This is a genomic window from Micromonospora sp. NPDC050495 (assembly GCF_040655175.1).
Lineage (GTDB): Bacteria > Actinomycetota > Actinomycetes > Mycobacteriales > Micromonosporaceae > Micromonospora.
On record NZ_JBFAJK010000016.1, the window covers coordinates 52,303 to 77,350 of the forward strand.

General features: G+C 74.9%; 19 protein-coding genes. 14 read left to right on the top strand and 5 right to left on the bottom strand.

All coding sequences use genetic code 11. The annotated features are described in order from the left end of the window. Positions 1 to 2 precede the first annotated feature (2 nt). The 4 genes from AB0I11_RS17890 to AB0I11_RS17905 form a co-directional block, all read right to left on the bottom strand. Positions 3 to 3,740 (bottom strand): multifunctional oxoglutarate decarboxylase/oxoglutarate dehydrogenase thiamine pyrophosphate-binding subunit/dihydrolipoyllysine-residue succinyltransferase subunit, encoded by a 3,738-nt coding sequence (locus tag AB0I11_RS17890; protein ID WP_357320991.1) that lies wholly within the window; start codon positions 3,738 to 3,740, stop codon positions 3 to 5. A 272-nt stretch (positions 3,741 to 4,012) separates the two neighbouring features. Further along, positions 4,013 to 4,837, bottom strand: a complete 825-nt coding sequence (locus AB0I11_RS17895; protein WP_357320995.1) for an ABC transporter permease — start codon at positions 4,835 to 4,837, stop codon at positions 4,013 to 4,015. Further along, the gene (locus tag AB0I11_RS17900; protein WP_357320998.1) at positions 4,834 to 5,772 is read right to left on the bottom strand and encodes an ATP-binding cassette domain-containing protein; all 939 of its coding nucleotides are present in this window, start codon (positions 5,770 to 5,772) and stop codon (positions 4,834 to 4,836) included. The genes AB0I11_RS17895 and AB0I11_RS17900 overlap by 4 nt, the downstream gene beginning before the upstream one ends. 162 nt (positions 5,773 to 5,934) lie before the next feature. Continuing rightward, a complete protein-coding gene (locus AB0I11_RS17905; protein WP_357321001.1) occupies positions 5,935 to 6,591 on the bottom strand; it encodes a hypothetical protein in 657 nt (218 codons plus the stop codon). A 189-nt stretch (positions 6,592 to 6,780) separates the two neighbouring features. On the opposite strand from AB0I11_RS17905, the gene AB0I11_RS17910 reads away from it, so the two are divergent. The 9 genes from AB0I11_RS17910 to AB0I11_RS17950 all read left to right on the top strand — a co-directional run bounded on the left by AB0I11_RS17910 (position 6,781) and on the right by AB0I11_RS17950 (position 16,122). Next, positions 6,781 to 7,551 carry a GNAT family N-acyltransferase gene (locus AB0I11_RS17910; RefSeq protein WP_357321005.1) on the top strand — a complete coding sequence of 257 codons (771 nt, stop codon included), beginning with the start codon at positions 6,781 to 6,783 and terminating at the stop codon, positions 7,549 to 7,551. Beyond that, complete coding sequence (locus tag AB0I11_RS17915; protein ID WP_357321008.1) at positions 7,548 to 8,516, top strand: lysophospholipid acyltransferase family protein; 969 nt, start codon at positions 7,548 to 7,550, stop codon at positions 8,514 to 8,516. Before AB0I11_RS17910 ends, AB0I11_RS17915 begins: the two co-directional genes overlap by 4 nt. Before the next feature lie 160 nt (positions 8,517 to 8,676). Beyond that, positions 8,677 to 9,516 (top strand): DUF4097 family beta strand repeat-containing protein, encoded by an 840-nt coding sequence (locus AB0I11_RS17920; protein ID WP_357321011.1) that lies wholly within the window; start codon positions 8,677 to 8,679, stop codon positions 9,514 to 9,516. Then, entirely contained in the window at positions 9,513 to 10,133 is a 621-nt protein-coding gene (locus AB0I11_RS17925) for a PadR family transcriptional regulator (RefSeq protein ID WP_357321014.1), read from the top strand. The genes AB0I11_RS17920 and AB0I11_RS17925 overlap by 4 nt, the downstream gene beginning before the upstream one ends. 74 nt (positions 10,134 to 10,207) lie before the next feature. Beyond that, positions 10,208 to 10,909, top strand: coding sequence for a response regulator transcription factor (locus AB0I11_RS17930; RefSeq protein WP_046571468.1), 702 nt, complete (start codon positions 10,208 to 10,210; stop codon positions 10,907 to 10,909). Continuing rightward, positions 10,906 to 12,450: an ATP-binding protein gene (locus tag AB0I11_RS17935; RefSeq protein ID WP_357321018.1), complete on the top strand. Its 1,545-nt coding sequence runs from the start codon at positions 10,906 to 10,908 to the stop codon at positions 12,448 to 12,450. The genes AB0I11_RS17930 and AB0I11_RS17935 overlap by 4 nt, the downstream gene beginning before the upstream one ends. A 63-nt stretch (positions 12,451 to 12,513) precedes the next feature. After that, on the top strand, positions 12,514 to 14,052 hold the full coding sequence (locus tag AB0I11_RS17940) for a trypsin-like peptidase domain-containing protein (protein ID WP_357321021.1): 1,539 nt from the start codon (positions 12,514 to 12,516) through the stop codon (positions 14,050 to 14,052). Positions 14,053 to 14,247: 195 nt separating this feature from the next. Continuing rightward, positions 14,248 to 14,919 carry a BON domain-containing protein gene (locus tag AB0I11_RS17945; RefSeq protein ID WP_357321023.1) on the top strand — a complete coding sequence of 224 codons (672 nt, stop codon included), beginning with the start codon at positions 14,248 to 14,250 and terminating at the stop codon, positions 14,917 to 14,919. Between the two features lie 141 nt (positions 14,920 to 15,060). Continuing rightward, positions 15,061 to 16,122 carry a glycosyltransferase family 4 protein gene (locus tag AB0I11_RS17950; protein ID WP_357321189.1) on the top strand — a complete coding sequence of 354 codons (1,062 nt, stop codon included), beginning with the start codon at positions 15,061 to 15,063 and terminating at the stop codon, positions 16,120 to 16,122. A 3-nt stretch (positions 16,123 to 16,125) separates the two neighbouring features. Here AB0I11_RS17950 and AB0I11_RS17955 read toward each other — a convergent pair whose 3' ends face one another. After that, positions 16,126 to 17,607, bottom strand: a complete 1,482-nt coding sequence (locus AB0I11_RS17955) for a protein kinase (protein ID WP_357321026.1) — start codon at positions 17,605 to 17,607, stop codon at positions 16,126 to 16,128. 174 nt (positions 17,608 to 17,781) lie between these two features. On the opposite strand from AB0I11_RS17955, the gene AB0I11_RS17960 reads away from it, so the two are divergent. The 5 genes from AB0I11_RS17960 to AB0I11_RS17980 all read left to right on the top strand — a co-directional run bounded on the left by AB0I11_RS17960 (position 17,782) and on the right by AB0I11_RS17980 (position 25,002). After that, positions 17,782 to 18,615, top strand: coding sequence for a patatin-like phospholipase family protein (locus AB0I11_RS17960; RefSeq protein WP_357321029.1), 834 nt, complete (start codon positions 17,782 to 17,784; stop codon positions 18,613 to 18,615). Continuing rightward, positions 18,615 to 19,637 (top strand): 1-acyl-sn-glycerol-3-phosphate acyltransferase, encoded by a 1,023-nt coding sequence (locus AB0I11_RS17965; protein WP_357321032.1) that lies wholly within the window; start codon positions 18,615 to 18,617, stop codon positions 19,635 to 19,637. Before AB0I11_RS17960 ends, AB0I11_RS17965 begins: the two co-directional genes overlap by 1 nt. A gap of 37 nt (positions 19,638 to 19,674) precedes the next feature. Next, on the top strand, positions 19,675 to 19,995 hold the full coding sequence (cutA, locus tag AB0I11_RS17970; protein WP_357321035.1) for a divalent-cation tolerance protein CutA: 321 nt from the start codon (positions 19,675 to 19,677) through the stop codon (positions 19,993 to 19,995). A 47-nt stretch (positions 19,996 to 20,042) separates the two neighbouring features. Continuing rightward, the gene (locus tag AB0I11_RS17975) at positions 20,043 to 23,834 is read left to right on the top strand and encodes a hypothetical protein (RefSeq protein ID WP_357321037.1); all 3,792 of its coding nucleotides are present in this window, start codon (positions 20,043 to 20,045) and stop codon (positions 23,832 to 23,834) included. A 121-nt stretch (positions 23,835 to 23,955) separates the two neighbouring features. Next, positions 23,956 to 25,002, top strand: coding sequence for an acyl-CoA desaturase (locus tag AB0I11_RS17980; protein WP_357321040.1), 1,047 nt, complete (start codon positions 23,956 to 23,958; stop codon positions 25,000 to 25,002). The last annotated feature ends 46 nt before the right edge of the window (positions 25,003 to 25,048 follow it).

Below are 25,048 nucleotides of genomic sequence, written 5' to 3' on the forward strand. Positions count from 1 at the left end.
GGTCACGGGCGGGGCAGGGCCGCCTCGATCAGCGCGTTCTGCTCGACCTCGTGCATCTTCGCCGAGCCGACCGCCGGGGCGGCGGCGGCCGGGCGGGAGATGCGGCGCAGCCGGACTTCGGGCAGGTGCTCCAGCAGGTTGAGCGCGACGAACGACCAGGCGCCCTGGTTGGCCGGCTCCTCCTGGACCCAGGCGAAGTCCTCGGCGTTCGGGTAGCGCGACAGGGCGGCCCGGACCTCCTCCACGGGCAGCGGGTAGAGCTGCTCCATCCGGATGATCGTGGTGTCGGTGACGCCGCGCTCCTGGCGGGCCTGGAACAGGTCGTAGTAGACCTTGCCCGAGCAGAGCAGCACCCGCTTCACCTGTTCCGGGGCCGGGGCGGCCGAGTCGGCCAGGACCGGCTGGAAGGTGCCCGTGGTGAAGTCCTCCACCGGCGACACGCAGAGCTTGTGCCGCAGCAGCGACTTCGGCGTGAACACCACCAGCGGCTTGCGCTTCGGCGACAGGGCCTGGCGGCGCAGCAGGTGGAAGTAGTTCGCCGGGGTGGTCGGGATGGCCACCCGCATGTTGTCCTCGGCGCAGAGCTGGAGGAACCGCTCCGGGCGGCCGGAGGTGTGGTCCGGGCCCTGACCCTCGTGGCCGTGCGGCAGCAGCAGGGTGACCGCGGAGCGCTGGCCCCACTTCACCTCGCCGGAGGAGATGAACTCGTCGATCACCGACTGGGAGCCGTTGACGAAGTCACCGAACTGGGCCTCCCAGCAGACCAGCGCGTTGATGTTCTCCACCGAGTAGCCGTACTCGAAGCCCATGGCGGCGTACTCGGAGAGCAGCGAGTCGTGCACGAAGAAGCGGGACCGCTCGCCGTCGCCGGTGAGCGACTTCAGCGGCAGGTAGTCCTCGCCGGTCTTCGCGTCGACGATCGAGGCGTGCCGCTGGACGAAGGTGCCCCGGCGGGAGTCCTGCCCGGCGAGCCGGACGGTGACCCCGTCGTGCAGCAGCGAGCCGAACGCGATGATCTCGCCGTAGCCCCAGTCGATGTTGCCCTCGACGGACATCTTCGCCCGCCGGTCGAGCAGCTGCTGGATCCGCTTGTGCGGGGTGAAGCCCTCCGGCAGGTTGACGTGCGCCTCGCCGATCGCCTTCACCACCGCGGCGTCGGTGGCGGTCTCCACCTGCGGCTCCGGCTCCTCCTCGCGGCGCGGCCGGCTGAGCTGGCGCGGCGTGGTGGCCGCGTCCCGGGTGGCCTTGAAGACCCGCTCCAGCTGCGACTGGTAGTCGCGCAGCAGCTCCTCCGCGTCCTCCACGGTGATGTCACCCCGCCCGATGAGCTCCTCGGTGTAGAGCTTCCGGACCGACCGCTTCGAGTCGATGATCTTGTACATCTGCGGGTTGGACATCGACGGGTCGTCGCCCTCGTTGTGCCCGCGCCGGCGGTAGCAGACCATGTCGATCACGACGTCCTTGTTGAACGCCTGCCGGTACTCGAAGGCCAGCCGGGCCACCCGGACGACCGCCTCGGGGTCGTCGCCGTTGACGTGGAAGATCGGCGCCTGGATCATCCGGGCCACGTCGGTGCTGTAGAGGCTGGACCGGCTGTACTCCGGTGCGGTGGTGAAGCCGACCTGGTTGTTGACCACCACGTGCACGGTGCCGCCGGTGCGGTAGCCGCGCAGCTGCGACAGGTTGAGCGTCTCGGCGACCACGCCCTGGCCGGCGAAGGCGGCGTCACCGTGCACCGCCAGCGGCAGCACGGTGTAGCCCTCCAGCTTGAGGTCGATCCGGTCCTGCTTGGCCCGGACGATGCCCTCCAGCACCGGGTCCACGGCCTCCAGGTGCGACGGGTTGGCCACCACCGACACCTTGACCGCGTGCGCGCCGTCGGGGGTGGTGAACTTGCCGTTCTGGCCGAGGTGGTACTTCACGTCGCCCGAGCCCTGGGTGGAGCGCGGGTCGAGGTGCCCCTCGAACTCGGAGAAGATCTTCTCGTACGGCTTGCCGACGATGTTGGCCAGCACGTTGAGCCGGCCGCGGTGGGCCATGCCGATGACGACCTCGTCCAGCCCGCCCTCGGCGGAGCACTCCAGGATCTCGCCGAGCAGCGGGATCAGCGACTCGCCGCCCTCCAGCGAGAAGCGCTTCTGGCCGACGTACTTGGTCTGCAAAAAGGTCTCGAACGCCTCGGCGGCGTTGAGCCGGTTGAGCACGTGCTTCTGCTCCTCCGGGCTCGGCTTCTCGTACTTGCGCTCGACCCGCTCCTGGATCCAGCGCCGCTCCTCCGGGTCCTGGATGTGCATGTACTCGATGCCGACCCGGCGGCAGTACGAGTCGCGCAGCACGCCGAGGATCGAGCGCAGCTTCAGCCGCTGCTTGCCGGCGAAGCCGTTGACCGGGAAGGTCCGGTCCAGGTCCCAGAGGGTCAGCCCGTGCTGGAGCACGTCCAGGTCTGGGTGCTTGCGGATGGTGAACTCGAGCGGGTCGGTGTCGGCCATCAGGTGCCCGCGCACCCGGTACGCGTGGATCAGCTCGTGCACCCGGGCGGTCTTGTTGATCTGGCCCTCGGAGTCGACCGCCACGTCCTGCACCCAGCGCACCGGCTCGTAGGGCAGGCGCAGCGAGGTGAAGATCTGGTCGTAGAAGCCGCGCTCACCGAGCAGCAGCTCGTGCATCACCTTGAGGAACTCGCCGGACTGCGCGCCCTGGATGATCCGGTGGTCGTACGTGCTGGTCAGCGTGATGACCTTGCTGACCGCCAGCTCGGCCAGGGTGGCCTCGCTCATGCCCTGGTACGGCGCCGGGTACTCCATGGCGCCGACGCCGATGATGGCGCTCTGGCCCTGCATCAGCCGGGGGATCGAGTGGACCGTGCCGATGCCGCCCGGGTTGGTCAGCGAGATGGTGGTGCCGGCGTAGTCGTCCATGGTCAGCTCGTTGCGGCGGGCGCGCCGGACCACGTCCTCGTACGCCTGCCAGAACTGCCGGAAGTCCATCTGCTCGCAGCCCTTGATGGAGGGCACCACCAGGTTGCGGGAGCCGTCCGGCTTGACCAGGTCGATCGCGATGCCCAGGTTGACGTGCTCCGGGCGGACCATCGCCGGCTTGCCGTCGACCTCGGCGTAGGAGTTGTTCATCTCCGGGTGCTCGACGATCGCCCGGATCAGCGCGTAGCCGATGAGGTGGGTGAAGCTGACCTTGCCACCACGGCCGCGGGCCAGGTGGTTGTTGATCACGATGCGGTTGTCGACCAGCAGCTTCGCCGGGACCGAGCGGACGCTCGTCGCGGTCGGCACGGAGAGCGAGGCGTCCATGTTCTGGACGATCTTGGCGGCGACGCCGCGCAGCGGGGTGGTGCCGGCGGCGCTCGCGGCCGGGGCCTTCGCGGCCGGCTTGGCCGGGGCGGCCTTCTTCGCCGGGGCCGGCTCCGCGGCCTTCGCCGCCGGCTTGGCGGCGGGCTCGGCGGCCGGCTTGGCCGGGGCCGGCGCGGCCTTGGCGGCCGGCTCCGGGCTGACCGTGGCGACCGGCTCCTGCTGCTCGGCCGGCTCCGGGCGGGCCGCCGGGGCGGCGCCGTCCGAGCGCGGGGTGCCGGCGCCCGGTGTCGGTCGGTAGTCGGCGAAGAAGTCGTGCCAGGCCGAGTCGACGCTCGAGGGGTCGGCGAGATAGCGCTGGTACATCTCCTCGACGATCCACTCGTTCGGGCCGAAACCCGCCAGTGGGTTCTCCTGCGAAGTCTGCTGGGTCGACACGGCCGCTAATCGCCTCTTTCACGCGGTTGTGAATGTCACGCGGTGGCCCCCGGGCGCGATTCACCGGCGCTCGGGAGACGGGTCCCAGGCTACGCCGTACGGATGCCGCAGGCATTCTCGCCTCCGGCTGGTGGCCGGTTTCACAGAAGATGCCAGAAGTTCGGCAAACGCTGCGTGTCCCGTTCCGTCCTGCTAAGCGACGACGGCCCCGACCGGTGACGCACGGTCACCGGTCGGGGCCGGATGGTACGGGTGGTGCGGTTGCCGGCGGGTCAGGAGATGTCGCGCCGGCGGATGGTCAGCACGCCGATCGCGCCGGCCAGCACCGCATAACCGATCAGCACGGCGGCACCCGCCCAGCGGGGCGGGTTGCCCGGGATGTCGGTGCCGCTCACCATCAGCCCGGAGGCCAGCGAGGGCACCAGCAGCTGGAGCTGGTTGATCCAGTCGCCGAACTTCGCGGCCAGCAGCCCGATCGCGATGGCCGCGCCGATCGCGCCGCCCAGGTAGAGCAGGATGCCGGTCACCGTGGCGCCGATCTGGCTGCGGATCAGCACGCCCAGCCCCACCCCCAGCACCGACCAGAGCAGGTAGGCCAGCCCGTTGAGGGCCACCGCCCGCCAGACCGCGCCGTCGCCGAGGTGCGCCCCGACGTCCGTGGCCTTGAGGATCAGCGGGCCGACGGCCAGGTTCAGCAGCGTGGTGCCGATCCAGAAGAGCAGCGCGAGCACCCCCGCGGCGACCAGCTTGGCCATCATCACGGCGGTGCGGTGCGGCGCGGTGAGGAACGTGGTGGTCACCGTCTGGTGGAAGAACTCGCTGGTCACCACCACGATGCCGAGCAGCATCACGATGAGCAGGCCGAAGAACTGGCCGTTGGTGTAGATGTTGGCGGCCAGGTTGGCCACGTTGCGGACCGCCTCCACCTGGTCGGCCTGATCGGCCGGTACCTCGCCGAGGTCGCCGCTGTTCAGCGCCTCGGTCTGCAACCAGTTGAAGGCCATCGCGAGGGCCCAGAGCGGCAGGGTGATCAGGGCGAAGATCCACCAGGTGCTGGTGGTACGGATCTTGAGCAGCTCGGAACGGACCAGGTTCATCGGATCTCCGCCTTTCCGGCCGTCAGCTCCAGGAAGACGCCTTCCAGGTCGGGGCGTTCCGTGGTCAGCTCGTGCAGCTCGACCTTGGCGGCCAGGGCCACCCGGCCGACCGTCGGGGCGTCCGCCCCGGTCACCAGCAGGCCGCCGTGGCCGTCGGCGTCGACCGTCGCCGACTGCTCGCGCAGCGCGGCGACCAACTCGTCGGACTGCGGGGTACGCACCCGCACCCGGCCGCCGTGCGCCATCGAGCCGATCACCTGATCGACCGGCCCCTGCCGGATCAGCCGGCCGGCCGCGATGATCACCACGTCGTCGGCGAGCAGTTGCATCTCCGAGAGCAGGTGGCTGGAGACCAGCACGGTCCGCCCCTCGGCGGCCAGCCCCCGGAGGAAGCCGCGCATCCAGCGGATCCCCTCCGGGTCGAGGCCGTTGGCCGGCTCGTCCAGGATCAGCACCTGGGGGTCGCCGAGCATCGCGGCGGCGATCCCGAGCCGCTGCTTCATGCCCAGCGAGTAGCCCTTGAACTTGCGCTTCGCGGCCGGGGTCAGCCCGACCAGCGCGAGCGCCTCGTCGGCGCGCTGCCGGGGCAGGCCGGCGGCCGCGCAGATCACCCGGAGGTGGTTGATCCCGGTGCGGCCCTTGTGCGCGCTCGACGCCTCCAGCACGGCGCCGACCGAGTGCAGCGGGTCGGTCAGGTCGGCGTACCGCCGGCCGCCGATGGTGGCCGTCCCCGCGGTGGGGGTGACCAGGTTGAGCAGCATGCGCAGGGTGGTCGTCTTTCCGGCGCCGTTGGGGCCGAGGAAGCCGGTCACCCGTCCTGGCTGGACCGTGAAGGACAGATTGTCGACCGCCCGGACATTCTTGTATTCCTTGGTCAGTCCGGACACCACGATCTGGCCGGTACCGGCGCTGGGGCTCCTTCGCCCGTCGGACATCGTTCTCCTCTCCTGCCACGGCGCGCGGGGCGCGCCGGTGGGGACGCCGTTGCGGGGGCGCCGTGGCACAGCCTGGCAAGCCAGCGCAAGGGGGTCAATCAGGCGCGATGGGGATGTCCTCCTCCGGCTGGAGCAGGAGGCGATCGTTCTGAGGGAGGAGGATCACGGCTGGGGCAGCGCGATCCAGGTGGCCCGGGCGTAGCCGAGCAGGTCACCGCCGGGGCCGTAGAGGCTGGAGTGCACCTCCGCCTTGCGCCCCGCGCCGCCGACCGTCGCGCCGGTCACCACGCACTCGTCACCCGGCCGCGGCAGCGCCCGGACCACCGCGGCGATCCGGCCCAGCACGTACGGGCGGCCCGGGGCGATCACCGCCCAGCCGCCGGGGCAGTCCAGCGCCGCCCAGACGGTGGCGGGCACCACCTCAACCGGGGCGCGGAACGGCGCGGCGGTCCGCCCGTCCGGCAGCCGGCCCGGGAAGATCCGCAGGCCCGCCGGGTTCTGCGGCCCGCACACGTAACAGCCGGGGAAGGGATGCTCCACCAGCCCCGGGTACGCCTTCGCGGCGGCCTCGGCGGTGGGCCGGTCCACCGGCGGGACCACGGCGCTGAACTCCTCGACCCGGCGTACCTCGGCGATCACCTGGCCGGCCGGGTCGCGGACCTCGCCGTCGACCGCGGTCAGCGGGGTCTCCAGCGGGGGCGGCCGGCGGAGCGTGACCTCCACCGGTCCCCGGTCGTCGACGGCCGCCGCGAAGACCCCGGCGCTCCAGCCGCCGTTGCCGGAGCCGGCCGGCCCGTGGAACCGGGACTCGATGATCATGCCTGCCCTCCGGATGCGCTCGCCTGCCCCGGCAGCCTCGCACGCCCGCCCCGGCACGCTCCAGCCGCCCGCCGCCGCCCGCCCCGGTCGGCCGCCGGCCGACGGCGGGGCCCGCCCGCCGGTTGGCGTTCACCGGATCGACACCCTTCCCCACCGGGGGTGGCAACCCGGGCTACCTAGACAGGTGCCATGGCCGTTCTGCATGCCGCTGGCGCACCCCTGACGACCAGCGGATACACCCTCCTGATCGCCGACGACCCGACCCTGGTCGCGGCCGCCCAACGGCTGCGGCACGAGGTGTTCGCCACCGAGTTGGGCGCCAGCCTGCCGCCGGGCGCGGCCGGCCTCGACAGCGACGAGTTCGACGCCCACTGCGACCACCTCGTGGTGCTGCGCGAGGGCGCGGACGAGGTGGTCGGCACCTACCGGCTGCTGCCGCCCGGCCGGACCGACCGCCGCTACGCCGACGGCGAGTTCGACCTGTCCGCGCTCGCCCCGCTCCGGGACGACCTGGTCGAGGCGGGCCGCTCCTGCGTGCACCCGGACCACCGCTCCGGTGCCGTGATCAACCTGATGTGGGCGGGGATCACCCGCTACCTGCACCTGCGCGGCTCGCGCTGGCTCGGGGGCTGCGCCTCGGTGCCGGTGGCCGACGGCGGTGCCGCGGTGGCCGAGGTGTGGCGGCAGGTCACCGCCCGGCACCTCGCGCCGCCGCCGCTGCGGGTGACCCCCCGCCGGCCGTGGTTCGCCGAGGTACCGGCCGCCGGGCCGGCACCGGCGCCGGTCAGGCGCTCGCTGGTCCCGCCGCTGCTCCGCGGCTACCTGCGGCTGGGCGCGTGGGTCTGCGGCGAGCCGGCGTACGACCCGGAATTCGGCTGCGCCGACTTCTACGTGCTCCTCTCCCTGGACCGGTTGAACCCCCGCTACCTGCGGCACTTCCTCGGTGGGGCGGCGTCGTGACCGCCGGTGAGCTGTGGCGGCCGGCGTCCGGCTGCGGGCAGTGGTGCCTGCCGGCCGCCGCCGGGCCGGCCGTGCCGCCGGCGCGCCGGGCCGGCCGGCTGCTCGGCGTACTGGGAATGGTGTTGGCCGGGGTCGGGCTGGCCGCGCTGCTGCCGGTGCTGCCGGCGCGGGGCCGGCGGGCGGCGTTGCGCGGCTGGGCCCGGGGCATCCTGCGCGCCCTCGGCGTGCGGCTGGACGTGCACGGCCGGCTGCCGCGCCGGCCGGCGCTGCTGGTCGCCAACCACGTCTCCTGGCTGGACATCCTGGCGGTGCTGGCGGTCGCCCCGGCCCGGATGGTGGCCAAGCGCGAGGTCCGCGGCTGGCCGCTGGTGGGGCCACTGGCCGCCGCGGCCGGCACCGTCTTCGTGGACCGGTCGCGACCGCGCGACCTGCCGGCGACGGTGGGCCGGGTGGCGGCGGCGCTGCGCGCGGGACACCCGGTGGCGGTCTTCCCGGAGGGGACGACCTGGTGCGGCGCGGCGGCGGACTGCCGGCCGGCCCGGGGTTTCCGGCCGGCTCTCTTCCAGGCGGCGGTCGCGGCCGGCGCGCCGGTGGTGCCGCTGCGGCTTCGCTACCGGCACGCCGGCGACACCACCACGCTGGCCGCCTTCCTCGGCGAGGAGAGCCTGTGGCGGTCGGTACGCCGGGTGCTGGCCGCGCGCGGTCTGACCGTGTCGGTCGGGGTGGCCGCCGCGCTGCACCCCGCGCCGGACGGGGACCGGCGGGTGCTGGCCCGGGCCGCCGAGTCGGCGATCCTGCTGACCCCCACCCGCCCGGCCCGGCCCGCGGTGGTGGCGCCGGCCGGCGCGGACGCCCGCCCGCTCCCGATGCCGCTCGGCACGGTCCGTCCGGTCTCAGCCGACCCGGTGGCCGGTGCCCGGCCCGAGGCAGCCGGTCCGGAGGCGGTCCTGGATCTCGCCGCCTGACCGACGCGCTGCGGGCCGCTGGATGCTCGCGGTTACCTGCCGCACGGTCCCGGCGGCTCCGGCCGGCACTCGCGACAGTCTTGTTCAGTCGCGATGTATCGCGTTATGCTTCGTCCCGTCGCTCGACGCGTCTCCGGCGCGTCGCCGAGGGGAGGACACCATGGCCAGCTGGACCGTCGACAGCCCGCAGCAGCTCACCCTGGACGAACCGGTCACCCGGCTGGACGTCCGGCTGATCAGCGGCCGGCTCAACGTGGTCGGCACCGACGGCCCGGCCCGGGTCGACATCGCCCGGGTCAGCCGCCGGCCCATCCTCGTCGAGCTGCGCGACGGGCGGCTCACCGTCCGCCACCCGCGCCCGGCCCGCTGGCCCGGGGTGCTCTGGTGGCTGGGCCAGCTCGGCCGCCGGTTCCGGGCCGAGGTCTCCATCGCGGTACCGGCCGACGTGCTGGCCGACCTGCACCTGATCGACGGCTCGCTGGTCGCCTCCGGCCTGCGCCGGGACACCCGGGTCGATGTCGTCTCCGGCCAGGTCACCCTGATGGGGCTGCGTGGCCTGACCCAGGCGAAGGTCACCTCGGGGCCGGTGGAGGCGCTGGGCGTGGGCGGCGACCTCAACCTGGAGACCGTCTCCGGCGAGTTGATCCTCGCCGACAGCGCGCCCGAGCGGGTCCGCGCCCACGCGGTCTCCGGGTCGATCACCTGCGACCTCGACAACCCCCGCGGCAGCGAGATCCGGCTCAGCGCGATCTCCGGCAGCATCACCGTGCGGGTACGCGAGGACAGCGACCTCACCGTCCACCTGCACACCACCTCCGGCCGGATCACCAGCGGCTTCCCCCAGGTCTCCGCCGGGCAGCACGGGTTCGGCGCGGTGAAGGACAGCCACGGGGTGCTCGGCGGCGGCGCCGGTAAGCTCTGGGCGTCCGCGATCTCCGGCAGCATCGCCCTGCTCGCCCGGCCCGTCGAGGGCACCGACGACCTCCGGGAGCTGCCGTGACCGCCGTTTTCAGCCACGGGCGGCTCCGGCTCTACCTGCTCAAGCTGCTCGACGACGGTCCCAAGCACGGCTACGAGCTGATCCGGCTGCTGGAGGAGCGCTTCCTCGGGCTCTACGCGCCGAGCGCCGGCACCATCTATCCCCGGCTGCAACGCCTCGAGGTCGAGGGACTGGTCACCCACACCGCCGCCGGCGGTCGCAAGGTGTACGAGATCACCGAGGCGGGCCGGGCCGAGCTGCGCCAGCGCGCCGACGAGCTGGCCACCCTGGAATCCGACATCACCGCCTCGGTGGCGGACCTCTCGGCGCTGGCCGGGGAGATCCGCACCGAGGTCCGCGGTTCGGTCCGGGACCTCAAGCGGGAGCTGCGCGAGGCGGCCCGGCAGACCCGGCAGGCGCGCTGGCAGCCCACCCCGCCGCCGTACCGGCCCGCCAACGGTGGCCCGGCCAACCCCGGGGAGTCGCCCCTGCTCGCCGAGTTCGACCAGCGCCTCGCCGCGTTCACCGTCGAGGTCGGCGCGCTGGTCCGGGCCGGGCGGCTCACCGACACCCAGCTGCGGACCGCCATCCGGCTGCTCGACGGCGCGCTGGACGGACTGCGCCGGCTGCTCCGCTGACACGCGGCCGGCTCACAGCGTGTTTGCAGGATCCACCCAGCGGGACCGCAGCCGGAGCGCGGATGATGGGTGCCATGGTGGCTACCCAGACCGAGGCCAGACTGCTCGTCGTCGAGGACGACCCGAACATCCTCGAACTGCTCTCCGCGAGCCTGCGCTTCGCCGGGTTCGACGTCGCCACCGCCACCAGCGGCAGCGCGGCGCTGAACGCCGCCAAGGACCACCGCCCCGACCTGGTCGTGCTCGACGTGATGCTCCCCGACCTGGACGGCTTCGAGGTCATCCGGATGCTCCGCGAGGGCGGCACGCGTACCCCGGTGGTCTTCCTGACCGCCCGGGACGCCACCGATGACAAGATCCGCGGGCTCACCCTGGGCGGCGACGACTACGTCACCAAGCCGTTCAGCCTGGAGGAGCTGACCGCGCGCATCCGGGCCGTGCTGCGCCGCACCGCCACCGGCGAGCACGCCCCCTCCCGGCTCACCTTCGCCGACCTCGAGCTGGACGAGGAGACCCACGAGGTGCACCGGGCCGGCCAGCGGGTGCAGCTCTCGCCGACCGAGTTCAAGCTGCTGCGCTACCTGATGCTCAACGCCAACCGGGTGCTCTCCAAGGCGCAGATCCTCGACCACGTCTGGAACTACGACTTCCGCGGTGACGACAACATCGTCGAGTCGTACATCTCCTACCTGCGGCGCAAGGTCGACAACACCCAGCCCCGGCTGATCCACACCCTGCGCGGGGTCGGATACGTGCTGCGCAAGCCGGCGGCGTGAACCTCGTCCACGACGCGAAGGGCTGGCTGCGGGCCATCCCGCTGCGGGTCAAACTGGTCGCCTCGGTCCTCGCCCTGGTGGCGGCGGCGCTGGTCGTGATCAGCTCGCTCACCGCGTACTTCCTGCACAACTACCTGGTGGACCGGATCGACGGGGAGCTGAGAGACCAGCTCGACCGGGGCGTGACCGTCAACCAGGAGACGCTGAACACGCTGCCCACCGACTACCTGCTGGCCCAGTGGAACAGCACCATCCAGAAGGGCAGCGTGGCCCGGGACCGGGCCCTGACCGACGAGGACCTGCCCGCCGGACTCACCGAGCAGGCCTGGTACGACAGGCACTCCAACCAGGACGCCTTCACCACCGACGGGGCGGACAAGCGGGTCCGCTGGCGGGTCATGGTCCGGCAGGATGGCGAGGACAGCTTCCGGGTGATCGGGCAGAACCTCACCGACGTGGACCTCGCCGTCCGCCAGTTGGTCTGGATCGACCTGCTGGTGGGCGGAGCGGTGCTGATCATCCTGGCGTCGGTGGGCGCGGGCATCGTGCGTACCAGTCTCAAACCGCTCGTGGAGATCGAGCGGACCGCGGCGGCCATCGCCGGCGGCGACCTGACCCGCCGGGTGCCGGACCCCGAGGAGGGGCACGACTGCCCGACCTCCGAGCTGGGCCGGCTCTCCCGGGCGCTGAACGCGATGCTCGCCCAGATCGAGGCGGCCTTCACCGCCCGGGCGGCCTCCGAGGCGGCCGCCCGGACCGCGGAGGTGAGCGCCCGGGACGCCGCCGCGGCGGCCCAGGCGTCCGAGGCCCGGGCCCGCCGGTCGGAGGAGCGGATGCGGCAGTTCATCGCCGACGCCTCGCACGAGCTGCGTACCCCGCTGACCACCATCCGGGGCTTCGCGGAGCTGTACCGGCAGGGCGCGGCCCGGCAGCCGGAGCAGACCGCCGGCCTGCTGCGCCGGATCGAGGACGAGGCGGCCCGGATGGGGCTGCTGGTGGAGGACCTGCTGCTGCTGGCCCGGATGGACCGGGAACGCCCGATCACCCTGGCCCCGGTGGAGCTGCCGGTGCTGGCCACCGACGCGGTGCAGGCGGCCCGGGCGGTCGACCCGGAGCGCCGGATCGAGCTGGACATCGAGCCGGGCGCCGGAACGCTGGTGGTGCTGGGCGACGACGCCCGGCTGCGCCAGGTGATCGGCAACCTGATGACCAACGCGCTCACCCACACCCCCACGGAGGCCGCCGTGACCCTGCGGTTGCGGTCGGAGTCGGGCAACCTGGCCGTGGTGGAGGTGGCGGACACCGGCCCGGGGCTCACCGCGGAGCAGGCCGAACGGGTCTTCGAGCGGTTCTACCGGGTGGACGCGGCCCGGACCCGGCGGGCCGGCGGGCCGACCAGCACCGGGCTCGGACTGGCCATCGTCGCGGCGTTGGTCTCCGCCCACCACGGCACCGTCGAGGTGGTGCAGACCCCGGGCGGCGGGTCCACCTTCCGGGTGAAGCTGCCGCTGCTGCCGGAGGCCGCCGAGTCCGGCGAGTGACTTTCAGAAAAGATTCAGCCAGGTTCCAGGCCGGTCGCAGTGCCGGCGGGAAAGGTGGAGGACATGACCGACCACGAGACCGACCCGCTGCGGTCGCCGGCTCCCGCCGACGCCGAGCCGTCGCACCCGACCGCCGAGCTGCCCCGCACCGGAAACGGGCAGTCGGACTCCACCGCCGAGCTGCCGGACGCCGGGCACCGCCCCGCCGACCCGGCCGCGACGGTGGCTCCGGCCGACTCCCCGGCCGCCGGAACCACCGCCCCGACCGCCGACCCCGGCCACCACCCGGCCGTCGAGGCCGACCGCACCGCGGTGCCGGCCCAGCCCGCCAGCCCGTACGCGCCGCCGGTGGCGACCGCGTCCGCGCCGCCGTACCAGGCGCAACAGCACTGGTGCGGGGCGCAGCAGAGCTGGTCGAACCAGGGCGGCTACCCGCCGTACGGCACCGGACCGGTGCCGCCGTACCAGCAGCACCAGGCGTACCTGGGTGGGCAGCCGCACCAGCCCGGCCAGCCGCTCCCGCCGTGGGGCGCGCAGCAGCAGCCGGCCCGGCCGAGCCGGGCGGGCAAGTTCGTCGGTGCCGGCGCCCTGGCGCTCGCCCTGATGCTCGGCTCCGGGGTGGCCGGCGGCGCCCTGGCGCTCGCCGTGGGCGGGCACACCACCGTGACCCGCACCTACTCGGCCGCTCCGGTGATCAACAGCGCCGACCTGCCGAAGATCGCGGCTTCCGTCCAGGACAGCATCGTCACGATCATGACGGGCAGCGGTGAGGGCTCCGGGGTGATCCTCAGCGCCGACGGGTACGTGCTGACCAACAACCACGTGGTCGCCTCGGCCAGCGGCGACACGGTGAAGGTGGTCTTCGCCGATGGCAAGACCGCCCAGGCGAAGATCATCGGCACCGACCCGAAGACCGACCTCGCCGTGGTCCAGGCCAGCGGGGTGAGCGACCTGAAGGCGGCCAAGTTCGGCGACAGCGACGCCATGCAGGTCGGCGACCAGGTGCTCGCCCTGGGCAGCCCGCTCGGCCTGCAGGGCTCCGTCACCGCCGGCATCCTCAGCGCCCGCGACCGCACCATCGCCGCTGGTGAGGGTGGCCAGCAGCAGAGCCCTCAGCAGGCCGCCAGCTCGATCTCCGGGCTGCTGCAGACCGACGCGCCGATCAACCCGGGCAACTCCGGCGGCGCGCTGGTCAACACCCGGGGTGAGGTGATCGGCATCAACACCGCGATCGCCACCGCCGGGCAGGGCAGCAACGGCAACATCGGCGTCGGCTTCGCCATCCCGAGCAACAAGGCCAAGGACGTCGCCCAGAAGCTCCAGCGCGGCGAGAAGGTCAGCCACCCGTCCCTCGGTGTCAGCGTGACCGGCGCGGAGGACGGCGGTGCGCTGGTCTCCGACGTGGTCGCCGGCAGCGCCGCCGAGAAGGCCGGCCTCCAGCGCGGCGACGTGATCACCAAGTTCGGCGACAAGGCCATCAACGACTCCAACGACCTGGTCGGCGCCGTGCAGGCCGGCAAGGTCGGGGACCGGGTCGACGTGCAGTTCAAGCGAAACGGATCGACCCAGAACGCAACCGTGACGCTCGCCGAGACGTCGTAACACCAGGACCTGCCTCCTCCACACGGGCGGCGGGGTACGGAGCCAAGGGGGTTGGTTCCGTCCCCCGCCGCCCTTTTTCTGCCGCCGGCTCGGCGAGGCCCGGCCGGGCGGCCCGCTCACCCGGTCCGGGTGAGCCGGTCTCACCCGGACCGGCGGCACGGTGGCGGGACCCGCAACCGCACGGGAGGGGACGTCATGACCACCACTGCCGCCGTCCGTACCGACCCGGAGATCCAGCGCGACGTGCTCGCCGAGCTGGACTGGGACGCCCAGACCCGGCCGGCCGAGATCGGGGTGACCGTGGCCGACGGGGTGGTCACGCTGACCGGCCAGGTGGACAGCTACGCCCGCCGGTGGGCGGCCGAGCGCTGCGCGCACCGGGTACGCGGGGTCCGGGCCGTCGCCAGCGACCTGGCGGTGCGGCTGCCGGTCACCGAGGAGCGCACCGACGCGGACCTGGCCGTCGCGGCGAGCCGGGCGCTGGAGTGGGACAGCTTCGTCCCCGCCGAGCGGCTGGACGTGACCGTGGCCGACGGCTGGGTGATGCTCCGCGGCGACGTGGAGTACGGCTTCCAGCGGCGCACCGCCGAGCGGGAGTTGCGCCGGCTGCGCGGCGTACGCGGGGTCACCAACCTGGTCGAGGTGCGCCCGCCCACCCCGCCCAGCGACGAGCAGAACCGGCGGGACCTGCAACGGGTGCTCTTCCGCCGGACCGGCACGGAACGGATCGAGGTGCGGGTCAGCGGCGACACGGTGGTGCTCGACGGGGTGGTCAGCGCCTGGTGGCAGCGGGAGGAAGCGGAGCGCGCCGCCTGGGCCACGCCGGGCGTACGCGAGGTCCACGACCGGATCGTGGTGGCCGGCTGAGCCACCGGGCGGGGCCGTTTACCGCTCGGCGGGTCGGGAAAGCGTCGCCGATCACGCACGCCAGGGACCATCGGGGGAGGGCTCGTGGCCGTGAAGAACCCGTCGGCGGACCGGTCGGGAGGCCGTCCGTTGCGGATCGCCATGGTCGTCCCGCCGTGGCTGTCGGTGCCGCCGCCCGGTTACGGCGGGTTGGAGCAGGTGGTGGCCGGCCTGGTCGACGCGCTCGTGGACCACGGTCACGCGGTGACCCTCTTCGGCGCCGGGCCGCACCACGGCACCACCGCCGACTACGTCGCCACCTGCCGCGACCTCCAGTACGACCGGCTGGGCGAGTCGCTGCCCGAGCTGGCCCACCTGGCCCAGGTCAACCACCTGATCGAGCCCGCCGACTTCGACATCGTCCACGACCACACCACCATCGGCCCGATGGTCGCCGGCCGGCGCGCCGTGCCCACCGTGGCGACCGTGCACGGCAATCCGGTGGGCGAGTACGGCACCGTGCTCAGCGACACCGACCGCGGGGTGGGCCTGATCGCGATCTCGCACGCCCAGCGCCGGGCCAACCCGGGACTGCCCTGGGTGGGCACGGTGCACAACGCCCTGCCGTTGCGGGACGTCCCGCGCAAGCGGGTGGCCGGCCGGGGCCCGGTGCTCTGGCTCGCCCGGTTCAGCCCCGACAAGGGGCCCGACCTGGCGATCCGCGCCTGCCGGGCGGCCGGGCTGCCGCTCACCCTGGCCGGCAAGTGCAACGAGCCGGCCGAACGCCGCTACTTCGAGCAGGTGGTCGAGCCGATGCTCGGCGACGACGTGACCCTGGTGCTCAACGCCGACCGGGAGGCCACCCTGCGGCTGCTGCTCGACGCCCGCTGCCTGATCATGCCGATCCAGTGGGCCGAGCCGTTCGGCATGGTGATGGTGGAGGCGATGGCGACCGGCACGCCCGTGGTGGCGCTGCGCCGGGGCGCGGTGCCGGAACTGGTTCGCTCCGGGTTGACCGGGCTGGTGTGCGACCGGCCCGAGGACCTGCCGGCGGCGCTGCGCGAGGCGGACCACCTCGACCCGGCCGACTGCGTGGCGCACGTGGCGCAGAACTTCTCGGTGGACCGGATGGCGTGGGACTACGAATCGGTCTACCGCGGCTTCCTGGCCAGCCGGGCGGTGCCGGCCGGCGGGTGGGCGACCGCGCGGGTCGCCGTCCGCTGACGGTCAGCTGCGGGCCGCGGCCAGCCCGGCGGCGGCGGCGTCGAGCTGACGGGCGTACTCCGGGCTGATGCTGCCCTCGCGCCGGCGGTCGTCGATCTTTTCGCGGAGCCGGTCCACCGCGACGGTCAGGTCGCCGGCGCCGGACGCCGCGGTCGCGTTGCGCAGCAGGTTCCGCAGGTCAACCCCGACGTCCCGGCGGATCTGGCCGGCCGCCAGCCCGGCGTCGATCAGCCCGTCCACCCGGTTGGCCGCTTCGGCCAGGCTGACCACCGGCGGCGGCGCGGGCGTGCCGCCGGTCGGGGGCGTCGACCGGGCCGGGTTGGACGGCGAGGGCGTGGGCGACGGCGGGCTCGGGTCGGCCGGCGTGGCGGAGGGGACCACCACCGGCCCGGCGGTCGGCAGCCCGGCGGGTGGCTGCGGCCGGTCCGGGAGCAGGGTGGGCACCAGCACCGCGGTGCCGGCCACCGCCACCACGGCGACGCCGACCACGAGCAGCGGGACGCGCCGCCGGGGCGGGGTCCCGGCCGCCGCCGGGTCGGCGTCCGGCCCGGTGGGGACGGTCCGCGTCGAGCCCGGCTGGGTCCGCTGCTCGGCGGGGAGCGCCGGCAGGGTCACGGTCGGCGCCAGCATGGTCGCGGCCTGCGGGTCGGCGGGCAGCAACTGGTCCCGCAGGGTGCTCGCCACCTGGTGCGCGGTGGGCCGCCGCCGCGGTTCGCGGGCCAGGCAGCGCACGCAGATCTCCGCGACCGGTGACGGCAGTCCGGGTACGCCGGCCAGGCTGGGCGGCTCCTCCTCGGCCAGCGCCTCGGTCAGCTGCTCCCAGGTTTCCGCCGGGTACGGCACCTGCCCGGTCAGCGTCTCGAAGAGCAGCACGCCGAGGGAGTAGACGTCGGTGGCCGGCTGGGCGGGCGCCCCGTCCAGCCGCTCCGGCGCCACGTACGCCGGGGTGCCGAAGGTGCCGCCGTCCTCGTCCTCGTCGGGGGCGCCGACCCGGGTGGCGATGCCGAAGTCGAGCACCTTCGCGCCCACCCGGGTCATCATCACGTTCGCCGGGGTGATGTCCCGGTGCACGATGCCGAGCCGGTGCGCGGCGGCCAGCGCCTCGGCGACCTGGGCGGCGACCTCCACGGCCTCCGGCCAGGGCAGCGGTCCCTCGGTGAGCCGGTACTCCAGTTCCTCGCCGGCGAGCAGCTCCATCACCACGAACGAGGTGATGCTGCCGTCCGGGGCCACCGTCTCGCCGTAGTCGTGCACGGCGGTGACGTGCGGGTGCACCAGTTGGGCGGCGGAGCGGGCCTCCTCGCGCACCATGTCCCGGAACCGCGCGTCGGCGGCGAGCGAGGGCGCGAGCACCTTGACGGCCACCACCCGGTCGAGGACCTCGTCCCGGGCACGCCAGATCACCGACATGCCGCCGGCCCCGATCTGGTCGATGAGCCGGTACCTGCGGGCCAGCAGCCTGCCGGCGTGCAGTGACGCCTTCACATCGCACCTGCCTGGGCTTGGGAGCGGTATCAGGTTGCGCGAATGTGTCCGACCTGTCAACGGTTGACTGATCAGCGGTCGACGATGCATACGCCGCCCGCGCCAGCGGGCCGTGGACGCCGTACGCGCCGGCCGCGCCGGAGCCGCTACCGGCCGCGTGCCAGGATGAACGGCATGGCAGGCGGTCCGGTGGCGTTCGTGCTCGGCGGCGGCGGCGTGCTCGGCGCGGTCGAGGTGGGCATGCTGCGCGCGCTGTTCCGGGCCCGGATCCGGCCGGACCTGGTGCTCGGCACCTCGATCGGGGCGGTCAACGGCGCCCTGGTGGCCGCCGACCCGACCGAGGCGGTCACCGACCGGCTGGTCCGGCTCTGGGCCTCGCCGGAGGCCAGCGAGGTCTACGGCGACTCGGTGGCCCGGCAGTTGCGCCGGTTCGCCGCCCGTACCCACCTGCACTCGCCCCGGCCGCTGCGCCGGCTGCTGGAGAGCGAGCTGGGCGAGGCGACCACCTTCGCGGACCTGAAGGTGCCGTTCCGCTGCTGCGCGGCGAACATCGAGCGGGCCGCCGAGCACTGGTTCCACAGCGGACCGCTGGTGCCGGCGGTGCTCGCCTCCGCCTCGGTGCCGGGGCTGCTGCCGCCCACCGAGATCAACGGCCAGCACTACATCGACGGCGGCGTGGTCAACTCGATCCCGGTCGGTGAGGCGGTCGCCGCGGGCGCCACCCGGATCTTCGTGCTCCAGGTGGGCCGGATCGAGCGTGAGCTGACCCCGCCCCGGCGGCCCTGGGAGATCGCCCAGGTGGCCTTCGAGATCGCCCGGCGGCACCGGTTCGCCCGGGAGATGGCGGCGCTGCCCGACGGGGTGGAGGTGCACGTGCTGCCCACCGGTGGTCCGGGGCCGCGCGAGGACAGTCCGTGGGCCTACCGGGACATGGCGGCGGTGGGCCGGCGAATCAGCCGCGCCTACACCGCCTCCCGCCGCTACCTGGACACCCACCTGGAGCGCTGATGCCGCTGCCGCCCCGATGGGTACGCCGACTGCTGCTGGCTCCCGGCGTCGTGCTGCTCGCCGTCGCCGTGGTGCTCACCCTGCCCGCCTGGGCGTTGCTGGCGCTGGCCGCGTCGCCGCTGGTGCCGGGGCGGCTGCGCCCGCTGCGGCTGCTCTGGATCGGCACGGTCTACCTGGTCTGGGACGCGGCCGCGCTGCTCGCCCTCTTCGTGCTCTGGCTGGCCTCCGGCTTCGGGGCACACAAACGGTCGCCGGCCTTCCAGCGGGCGCACTACCTGGTCGCCGGGCGCTTCCTCCGGGTGCTCTTCTGGCAGGCCCGCTGGACGCTGCGGTTGTCCATCGACGTGGTCGGCACCGACCCCGACACGGCCCTGCCCGGCCGCCCCGAGCTGGTGCTCTGCCGGCACGCCGGGCCGGGCGACTCGTTCATCCTGATCCACGCGCTGGTGAACTGGTTCCACCGGGAGCCCCGGATCGTGCTCAAGGAGAGCCTCCAGTGGGATCCGGCGATCGATGTGCTGCTCAACCGGCTGCCCAACCGGTTCATCGCGCCGGGACCGGACGGCCGCGACTCGGCGATCCGGCAGATCGGGCACCTCGCCACCGACCTGGACGACGACGACGCGTTCGTGATCTTCCCGGAGGGCGGCAACTTCACCCCGAAGCGCCGGCTGCGGGCCATCGCCCGGCTGCGCGCCCTCGGGCTGGAACGGATGGCCCGGCGCGCCGAACGGATGCGCCACGTGCTCGCCCCGCAGCCCGGCGGGTTGCTGGCCGCCCTGGAGGCCGCCCCGGACGCCGGGGTGATCTTCGTGGCGCACACCGGGCTGGACCAGATGCTCACCGTCACCGACGTGTGGCGGGAACTGCCGATGGACAAGCGGATCGTGATGCGCTTCTGGTCGGTGCCGCCGGAGGAGGTGCCGACCGGCCGGCAGGAACGCATCGACTGGCTCTTCGACTGGTGGGCACGGATCGACCGGTGGATCGCCGCAAACCGGGACGGGGCGGCCGCGCGCTGACCCAGCCGGGAGCCGCCTGGTTGCGTAGGGTGCCATCGTGGAGCAGATCTGCGTGGTGACGACGGTCGTGGATGCCCGCCGGGTGGCGGACGTCCTCGCCGCCGCGGCGGTCGCCGGTCGTGCGGCGGCGTGCGCCCAGGTCGGTGGGCAGGTGGACAGCACCTACTGGTGGCAGTCCGCGATCCAGACCAGCAGCGAGTGGTCGGTGCAGTTCAAGACCGCCCCGGACCGGGTGGACGCGCTCGTCGAGCAGATCCGGGCCAACCACCCGTACGAGGTCCCGGAGATCCTGGTGACCCGGGTGGAGAGCGGCAACCCCGACTACGCCGCCTGGGTGCACGACCAGACCCGACCCTAGGTACGCCTACTCTGTGCCGGCTTGCGGCCGGTGCCGATGCTGGTCCGGTGGAGAACACCGGCTATCCCTGCCCCGCCTGCGGCGGCCCCGCCGACCTGACGGCCGGCTGCCGCGGCTGCGGTCGCCCGCCGTACCCGCCCGCCGCCGAGGTGATCCGGCTGGACCGGGAGATCGCGGCGCTCACCCCGCAGGTGGAGCGGGCCCGGGCGGCGTACCAGGAGCTGGCGACCCGGCTCGGGACGGCCCGGCAGCGCCGGTCGGACCTGAGCGTCCGGATCCGCCGCGAGATCCCGCCGCCGCGTCCGGTCGTCGCAACGCCGCCGGTCGGCCCGGTGCGGCCGGTCGGTCCGGTGGCGCCCGTCGGTCCGGTGGCACCGGTCGGTCCGGTGGCGCCCGTCGGCCCGGTGGCGCCGGTGCGGCCGGGCGGCGCGGAGGCCTCGACCCGGGCGGTGCAGGGGCTCCTCTTCGTCCTCGGTGGACTGCTGCTCGGCACCGCGGCGGTGGTCTTCACCGCGGTGGCCTGGGCCGCGTTCGGGGTGGCCGGGCGGGCGCTGATCCTGCTCGCGGTCACCGCGCTCACCCTGGCCGTACCGCTGGTGGCCCACCGGCGCGGGCTGCGCGGCACCGCCGAGACGTTCGCCGCGGTGGGGCTGCTCCTGGTGCTGCTCGACGGGTACGCCGCCTGGTCGGTGAACCTGTTCGGGGTGGCCGGCTGGCCGGGGAGCCGCTACGCCGCGCTGGTCGGCTGCGTGGGCACCGCGGTGGCGGCCGGGTACGCCCGGTTGAGCCGGCTCACCGGGCCGTGGTTCGCGGCGCTGCTCATCGCCCAGCCGGTGCTGCCGCTGGCCGCCGCGGCCGCCGCGCCGTCGGCCGCCGGCTGGGCGCTGGTCCTCACCGGGCTGGCGTTGGGCGACCTCGTGGTGGTGGTCGTCCTGCGGAACCGGGCCACGTCACCGGCGACCGCCGGAGCCGGGACGCCGGCGTCGCCGGTGAGTGGCGGACCCGGCGGCGCCGGGGTGGTCGGCGGGGGGCCGGCCACTCCGGTGGTCCGGCACGGGGGGACGGCGGCCGGCGGGGGGCCGGCCGCCGCTCCGCCGGACCCGAACCGCGTCCACCCGCCGGCGCCGGCCGGCCCCGCTCCGATCGGCCCGCTCGCGCCGTGGGGTGCGGTCGCGCCCCAGGGGCCGTCGGCGGCGGCGGTGGGGCAGGCGCTCGGCTGGCTCGGGTACGCCCTCGCGCTCGCCGTCGCGGCCGGCTGCGCGCTGGTCCCGCTGGCGCTGGGGCGGGCCGCCGGTACGCCGCTGCTGGCCGGCGGGCCGCTGCTGCTGGTGGTGCTGGCCCTCGGCGCGGGGGCGTACGCCGCCGGCAGCCGCGGGTACCGGGCCGCGGCCGCCGCGCTGCTGGTGCCGGTGCTGGCCGCCGCCCTGCTCCGGCCGGTGGCCGAGCTGCGCCCCGGGCTGCTGCTGGTGGCCGCCGGTCTGGTGGCGGCCGGACTGTCCGGGGTGGCGCGGGCGGTGCCGGCGCGGCTGCGCACCGGTCCCGGGGCGGGCGCGCTGGTCGTGGCGGCCGGGTTGGGGCCGGTCGTCACGCTGCTCACCTCGTTCGTCGCGGCGGCCGGCGTGGCCGCCGCGTACCCGGCCTGGACGGGGGCGGAGCCGGTGCCGGCGCCGGCCTGGGGCTGGCAGCTGCCGGTGGCCGTGCTGCTCACCGCCGGCGCGGTCGCGGCGCACCTGCCCCGCCCCGCCCGGCCGCTGGCCTGGGTGATCGGCGGGGCGCTGGTGGTGCTGGCCGCGCCCGCCGTCGCCGACACCCCCTGGCCGCTGGTGGTGGCGCTGGACCTGGTCGCCGCCGGCGCGCTGCTGCTCGGCGCGGTGTTCCGCCCGCGCCCGGAACAGTCCACCGTGCTGGCGCCCGCCGGCGCCGCCGCCGTCCTCTTCGGACACGCCCTGCTGGTCGGCCGCGCCGACCCGGCCGGGGCCGGCACCGGCCTGGCGGTCCTCGCCGCCGTGGGCCTGCTGACGGCGGTCCGGGGTCGCCGGGGCGCCGGTGCGCAGCCGGCCGTCGCCGGGGTGGCGCTGGGCGCCGCGCTGCTCGCCGTGCCGGCCGGCGTGGCGGTCGCGCTGCTCGGCCTCGGCGCACCGTCCTGGTGGCAACTGCGCGGCGCGGCCGTCGCGGTCGCGCTGCTGGTCGTGGCCACGCTCGCGGTCCGCCGGAGCTGGCCCGACCTGCACGGGTACGCGGTGACCGGCTGGGCCGTGGCGCTGGCCGCGGTCGGCGTCGCGCCGCTGCTGCTCGGCAACGGCGAGCCGTTCTCCGGCTACGCCGCGGCGGGTGTGCTGCTGGCGGTGGCCACCGGTGGCCGGGCCCGGCCCGCGCGCGCCCCGCGGGTGGTCGGCGTCGCGCTGGCCGGCCTGGCGCTGCTCGCCAGCGCTCCGGTGGCCCTCGAGGTGCTCGGGGAACTGCCGGTACGTCCCTGGTCCGGGGTGCCCGAGGGCGGGCCGGTGCCGAGCGCCGTCCGCGCCGGGCTGGCGCTGGTGCTGCTGGGCGTTGCCGCGGCGGCGTACTCCCGGACCGCGCCCGGGTCGACCGGCCGCCCGGCGACGGTGGCGCTGCCGTTCGGCGCGGTGGCGCTGCCGGTGCTGCTGGCCGGGGCCGGCGCGCCCTGGCCGGTGGTGCCCGCCGTGGTCTTCGGCACCGGGCTGGCCGCGCTCCTGGTGGCCGCGCTCGCCGCGCCCCGACCGCAACTGCTGCCGGTGACCGTCCCGCTCGGGCTGCTGCTCACCCCGGTCGGGCTGGGCGGGCTCGCCGCCACCCGGGCCGGGACGCTGGCCGGGCTGGGCGCGGTGGTGGTCACGGCCGCCGTGGCGGGGGCGGCCGGCCGGTACGCCGGCACCCGGCTCGCCGGCTGGCTGGCGGCCGTGGCGGCGGCCACCGGGTTCGCGGTGACCGCGCCGCTGGCGGCCGGACTGCCGCTGCGGACGGCGGCCTTCGCGGTGCTGGCGGTGGCCGTGGCGGTGCTGCACGCGGTACCGCTGCTGCGCGCCACGACCGTCCGGGTGCCGCCGGGGGGCCCGGGCGCTGCGGTGCCATCGACCGCCGCCGGCACCGTTGGTCCGGTGCCGGCGGACGGTGCCGGTCGGGTGCGGGCCGGGGTGGTGGCACGTACCGGGGTGGCGGATCCGGCGGTGGCGCTGGAGGCGGCCGCGCAGGCGGTGGCCCTGCTCGCGCTGCTGCTCACCGTCGGCGCGTTGCGCCCGGCGTCGACGGTCTGCACCCTCTGGGGCGTGGCCGTGGCGCTGCGGGTGCCGCGCCGGGGCGAGTCGAGCGCGCGGCGGTGGGCCCTCGCCGGGGTGGCGGGCGGCAGCGTGCTGCTCGGCGGCTGGCTGCAACTGCTGGCCAGTAGGGTGACGCTGCTGGAGGCGTACACCGTGCCGGCGGCGGCGCTGGCCCTCGGCGTCGGCCTGGTGGCGCTACGCAGCCGGCCCGGCCTGAACAGCTGGCTGGCGCTCGGCCCGGGGCTGGCGGCGGTGCTGCTGCCCGGCCTGGTGTCGGTGGTGGCCGCGCCGGAGCCGCAGCCGTGGCGGCGGCTGGCGCTCGGCGTCGTCGCCCTCGGCGCGGTGCTCGGCGGCGCGGTCCGGCGCTGGCAGGCGCCCGTGGTGCTGGGCGCGGCCGCCCTGGTGCCGCTCGCGCTGCACGAGCTGGCCCGGGGTTGGGACCTGCTGCCCCGCTGGATCTTCCTGGGGCTGGGCGGGCTGGCGCTGATCGCGCTGGCCGCCACGTACGAGCGGCGGCGGCGGGACGTGGTCCGGCTGCGCGCCGCGGTCGGCGGCATGAGGTAGGGAAAACACCACCCCCGACTGGGGGGTTGCCAGGATTACCCAGCGCAACCGTCGCGACCAGACTCGATCACGGAAGGTCGCGCCGGCCCGGCGCGTGCCGCGGACCAGGAACGGGGATCGGATGACCTCATCGACGTTGACGGCGCCGGCACGGCGGGGCAGCGACTACGCGCGGCTGTCCCGCCGGGTCGCCGAGGCCGGCCTGTTCGCCCGCCGGCCGGCCCGGTACGCGCTGCGGATCGGCCTCACCCTGGGCGCCTTCCTGGCCGGCTGGGCGCTGGTGGTGGCGGTCGGCGACTCCTGGGCGCAACTGGCCCTGGCCGCCGTGCTGGCGGTGGCCACCACCCAGGTGTCGTTCCTCGGGCACGACGCCGGGCACCGGCAGATGTTCCGCCGGCGCGGCCCGAGCGAGCTGGTCGGGCTGCTCGCCGGCAACCTGGCCGTCGGGCTGAGCTACGGCTGGTGGGTGGAGAAGCACAACCGCCACCACGCCAACCCGAACCACGCCGACGAGGACCCGGACGTCGGCGCGGGCGCGCTGGTCTGGACGCCCGAGCAGGCGGCCGCGACCCGGGGGCTCGGCCGCTGGCTGGCCCGCCGGCAGGCGTGGCTCTTCTTCCCGATGCTGCTGCTGGAGGGGTTGGCGCTGCACGTGGCGAGCGTGCGCGCGGTGACCGGCCGGGCGGACGGCCGCTGGCGTACCCCGGTCCGGCACCGGGCGGCCGAGGCGGTGCTGCTCGTCGCGCACGCCGCCGGATACCTGGGGCTGCTGTTCGCGGTGATGTCGCCGGGGAAGGCCCTGCTCTTCGTCGCCGTCCACCAGGGGCTGTGGGGGCTGTACATGGGGTGCGCGTTCGCCCCCAACCACAAGGGCATGCCGATGCCGAGCGCCGAGGACGACCTGGACTATCTGCGTAAGCAGGTGCTCACCTCGCGCAACGTGCGCGGCGGCCGGTTCGTGGACGTGGCGCTCGGCGCGCTCAACTACCAGATCGAGCACCACCTCTTCCCCAACATGCCCCGGGCCAACCTGCGCCGGGCCCGGCCGATCGTCCAGGAGTTCTGCGCCGAGCAGGGCCTCCCGTACGCGGAGACCGGGCTGCTCGAGTCGTACCGGCAAGGGCTGGCGCACCTGCACGCGGTGGGCCGCCCGCTGCGGCGCGGCTGACCCGGGCGGTCGGGGCCGTGCCGCGGCGGGGGCGGTCCGGGCCGCC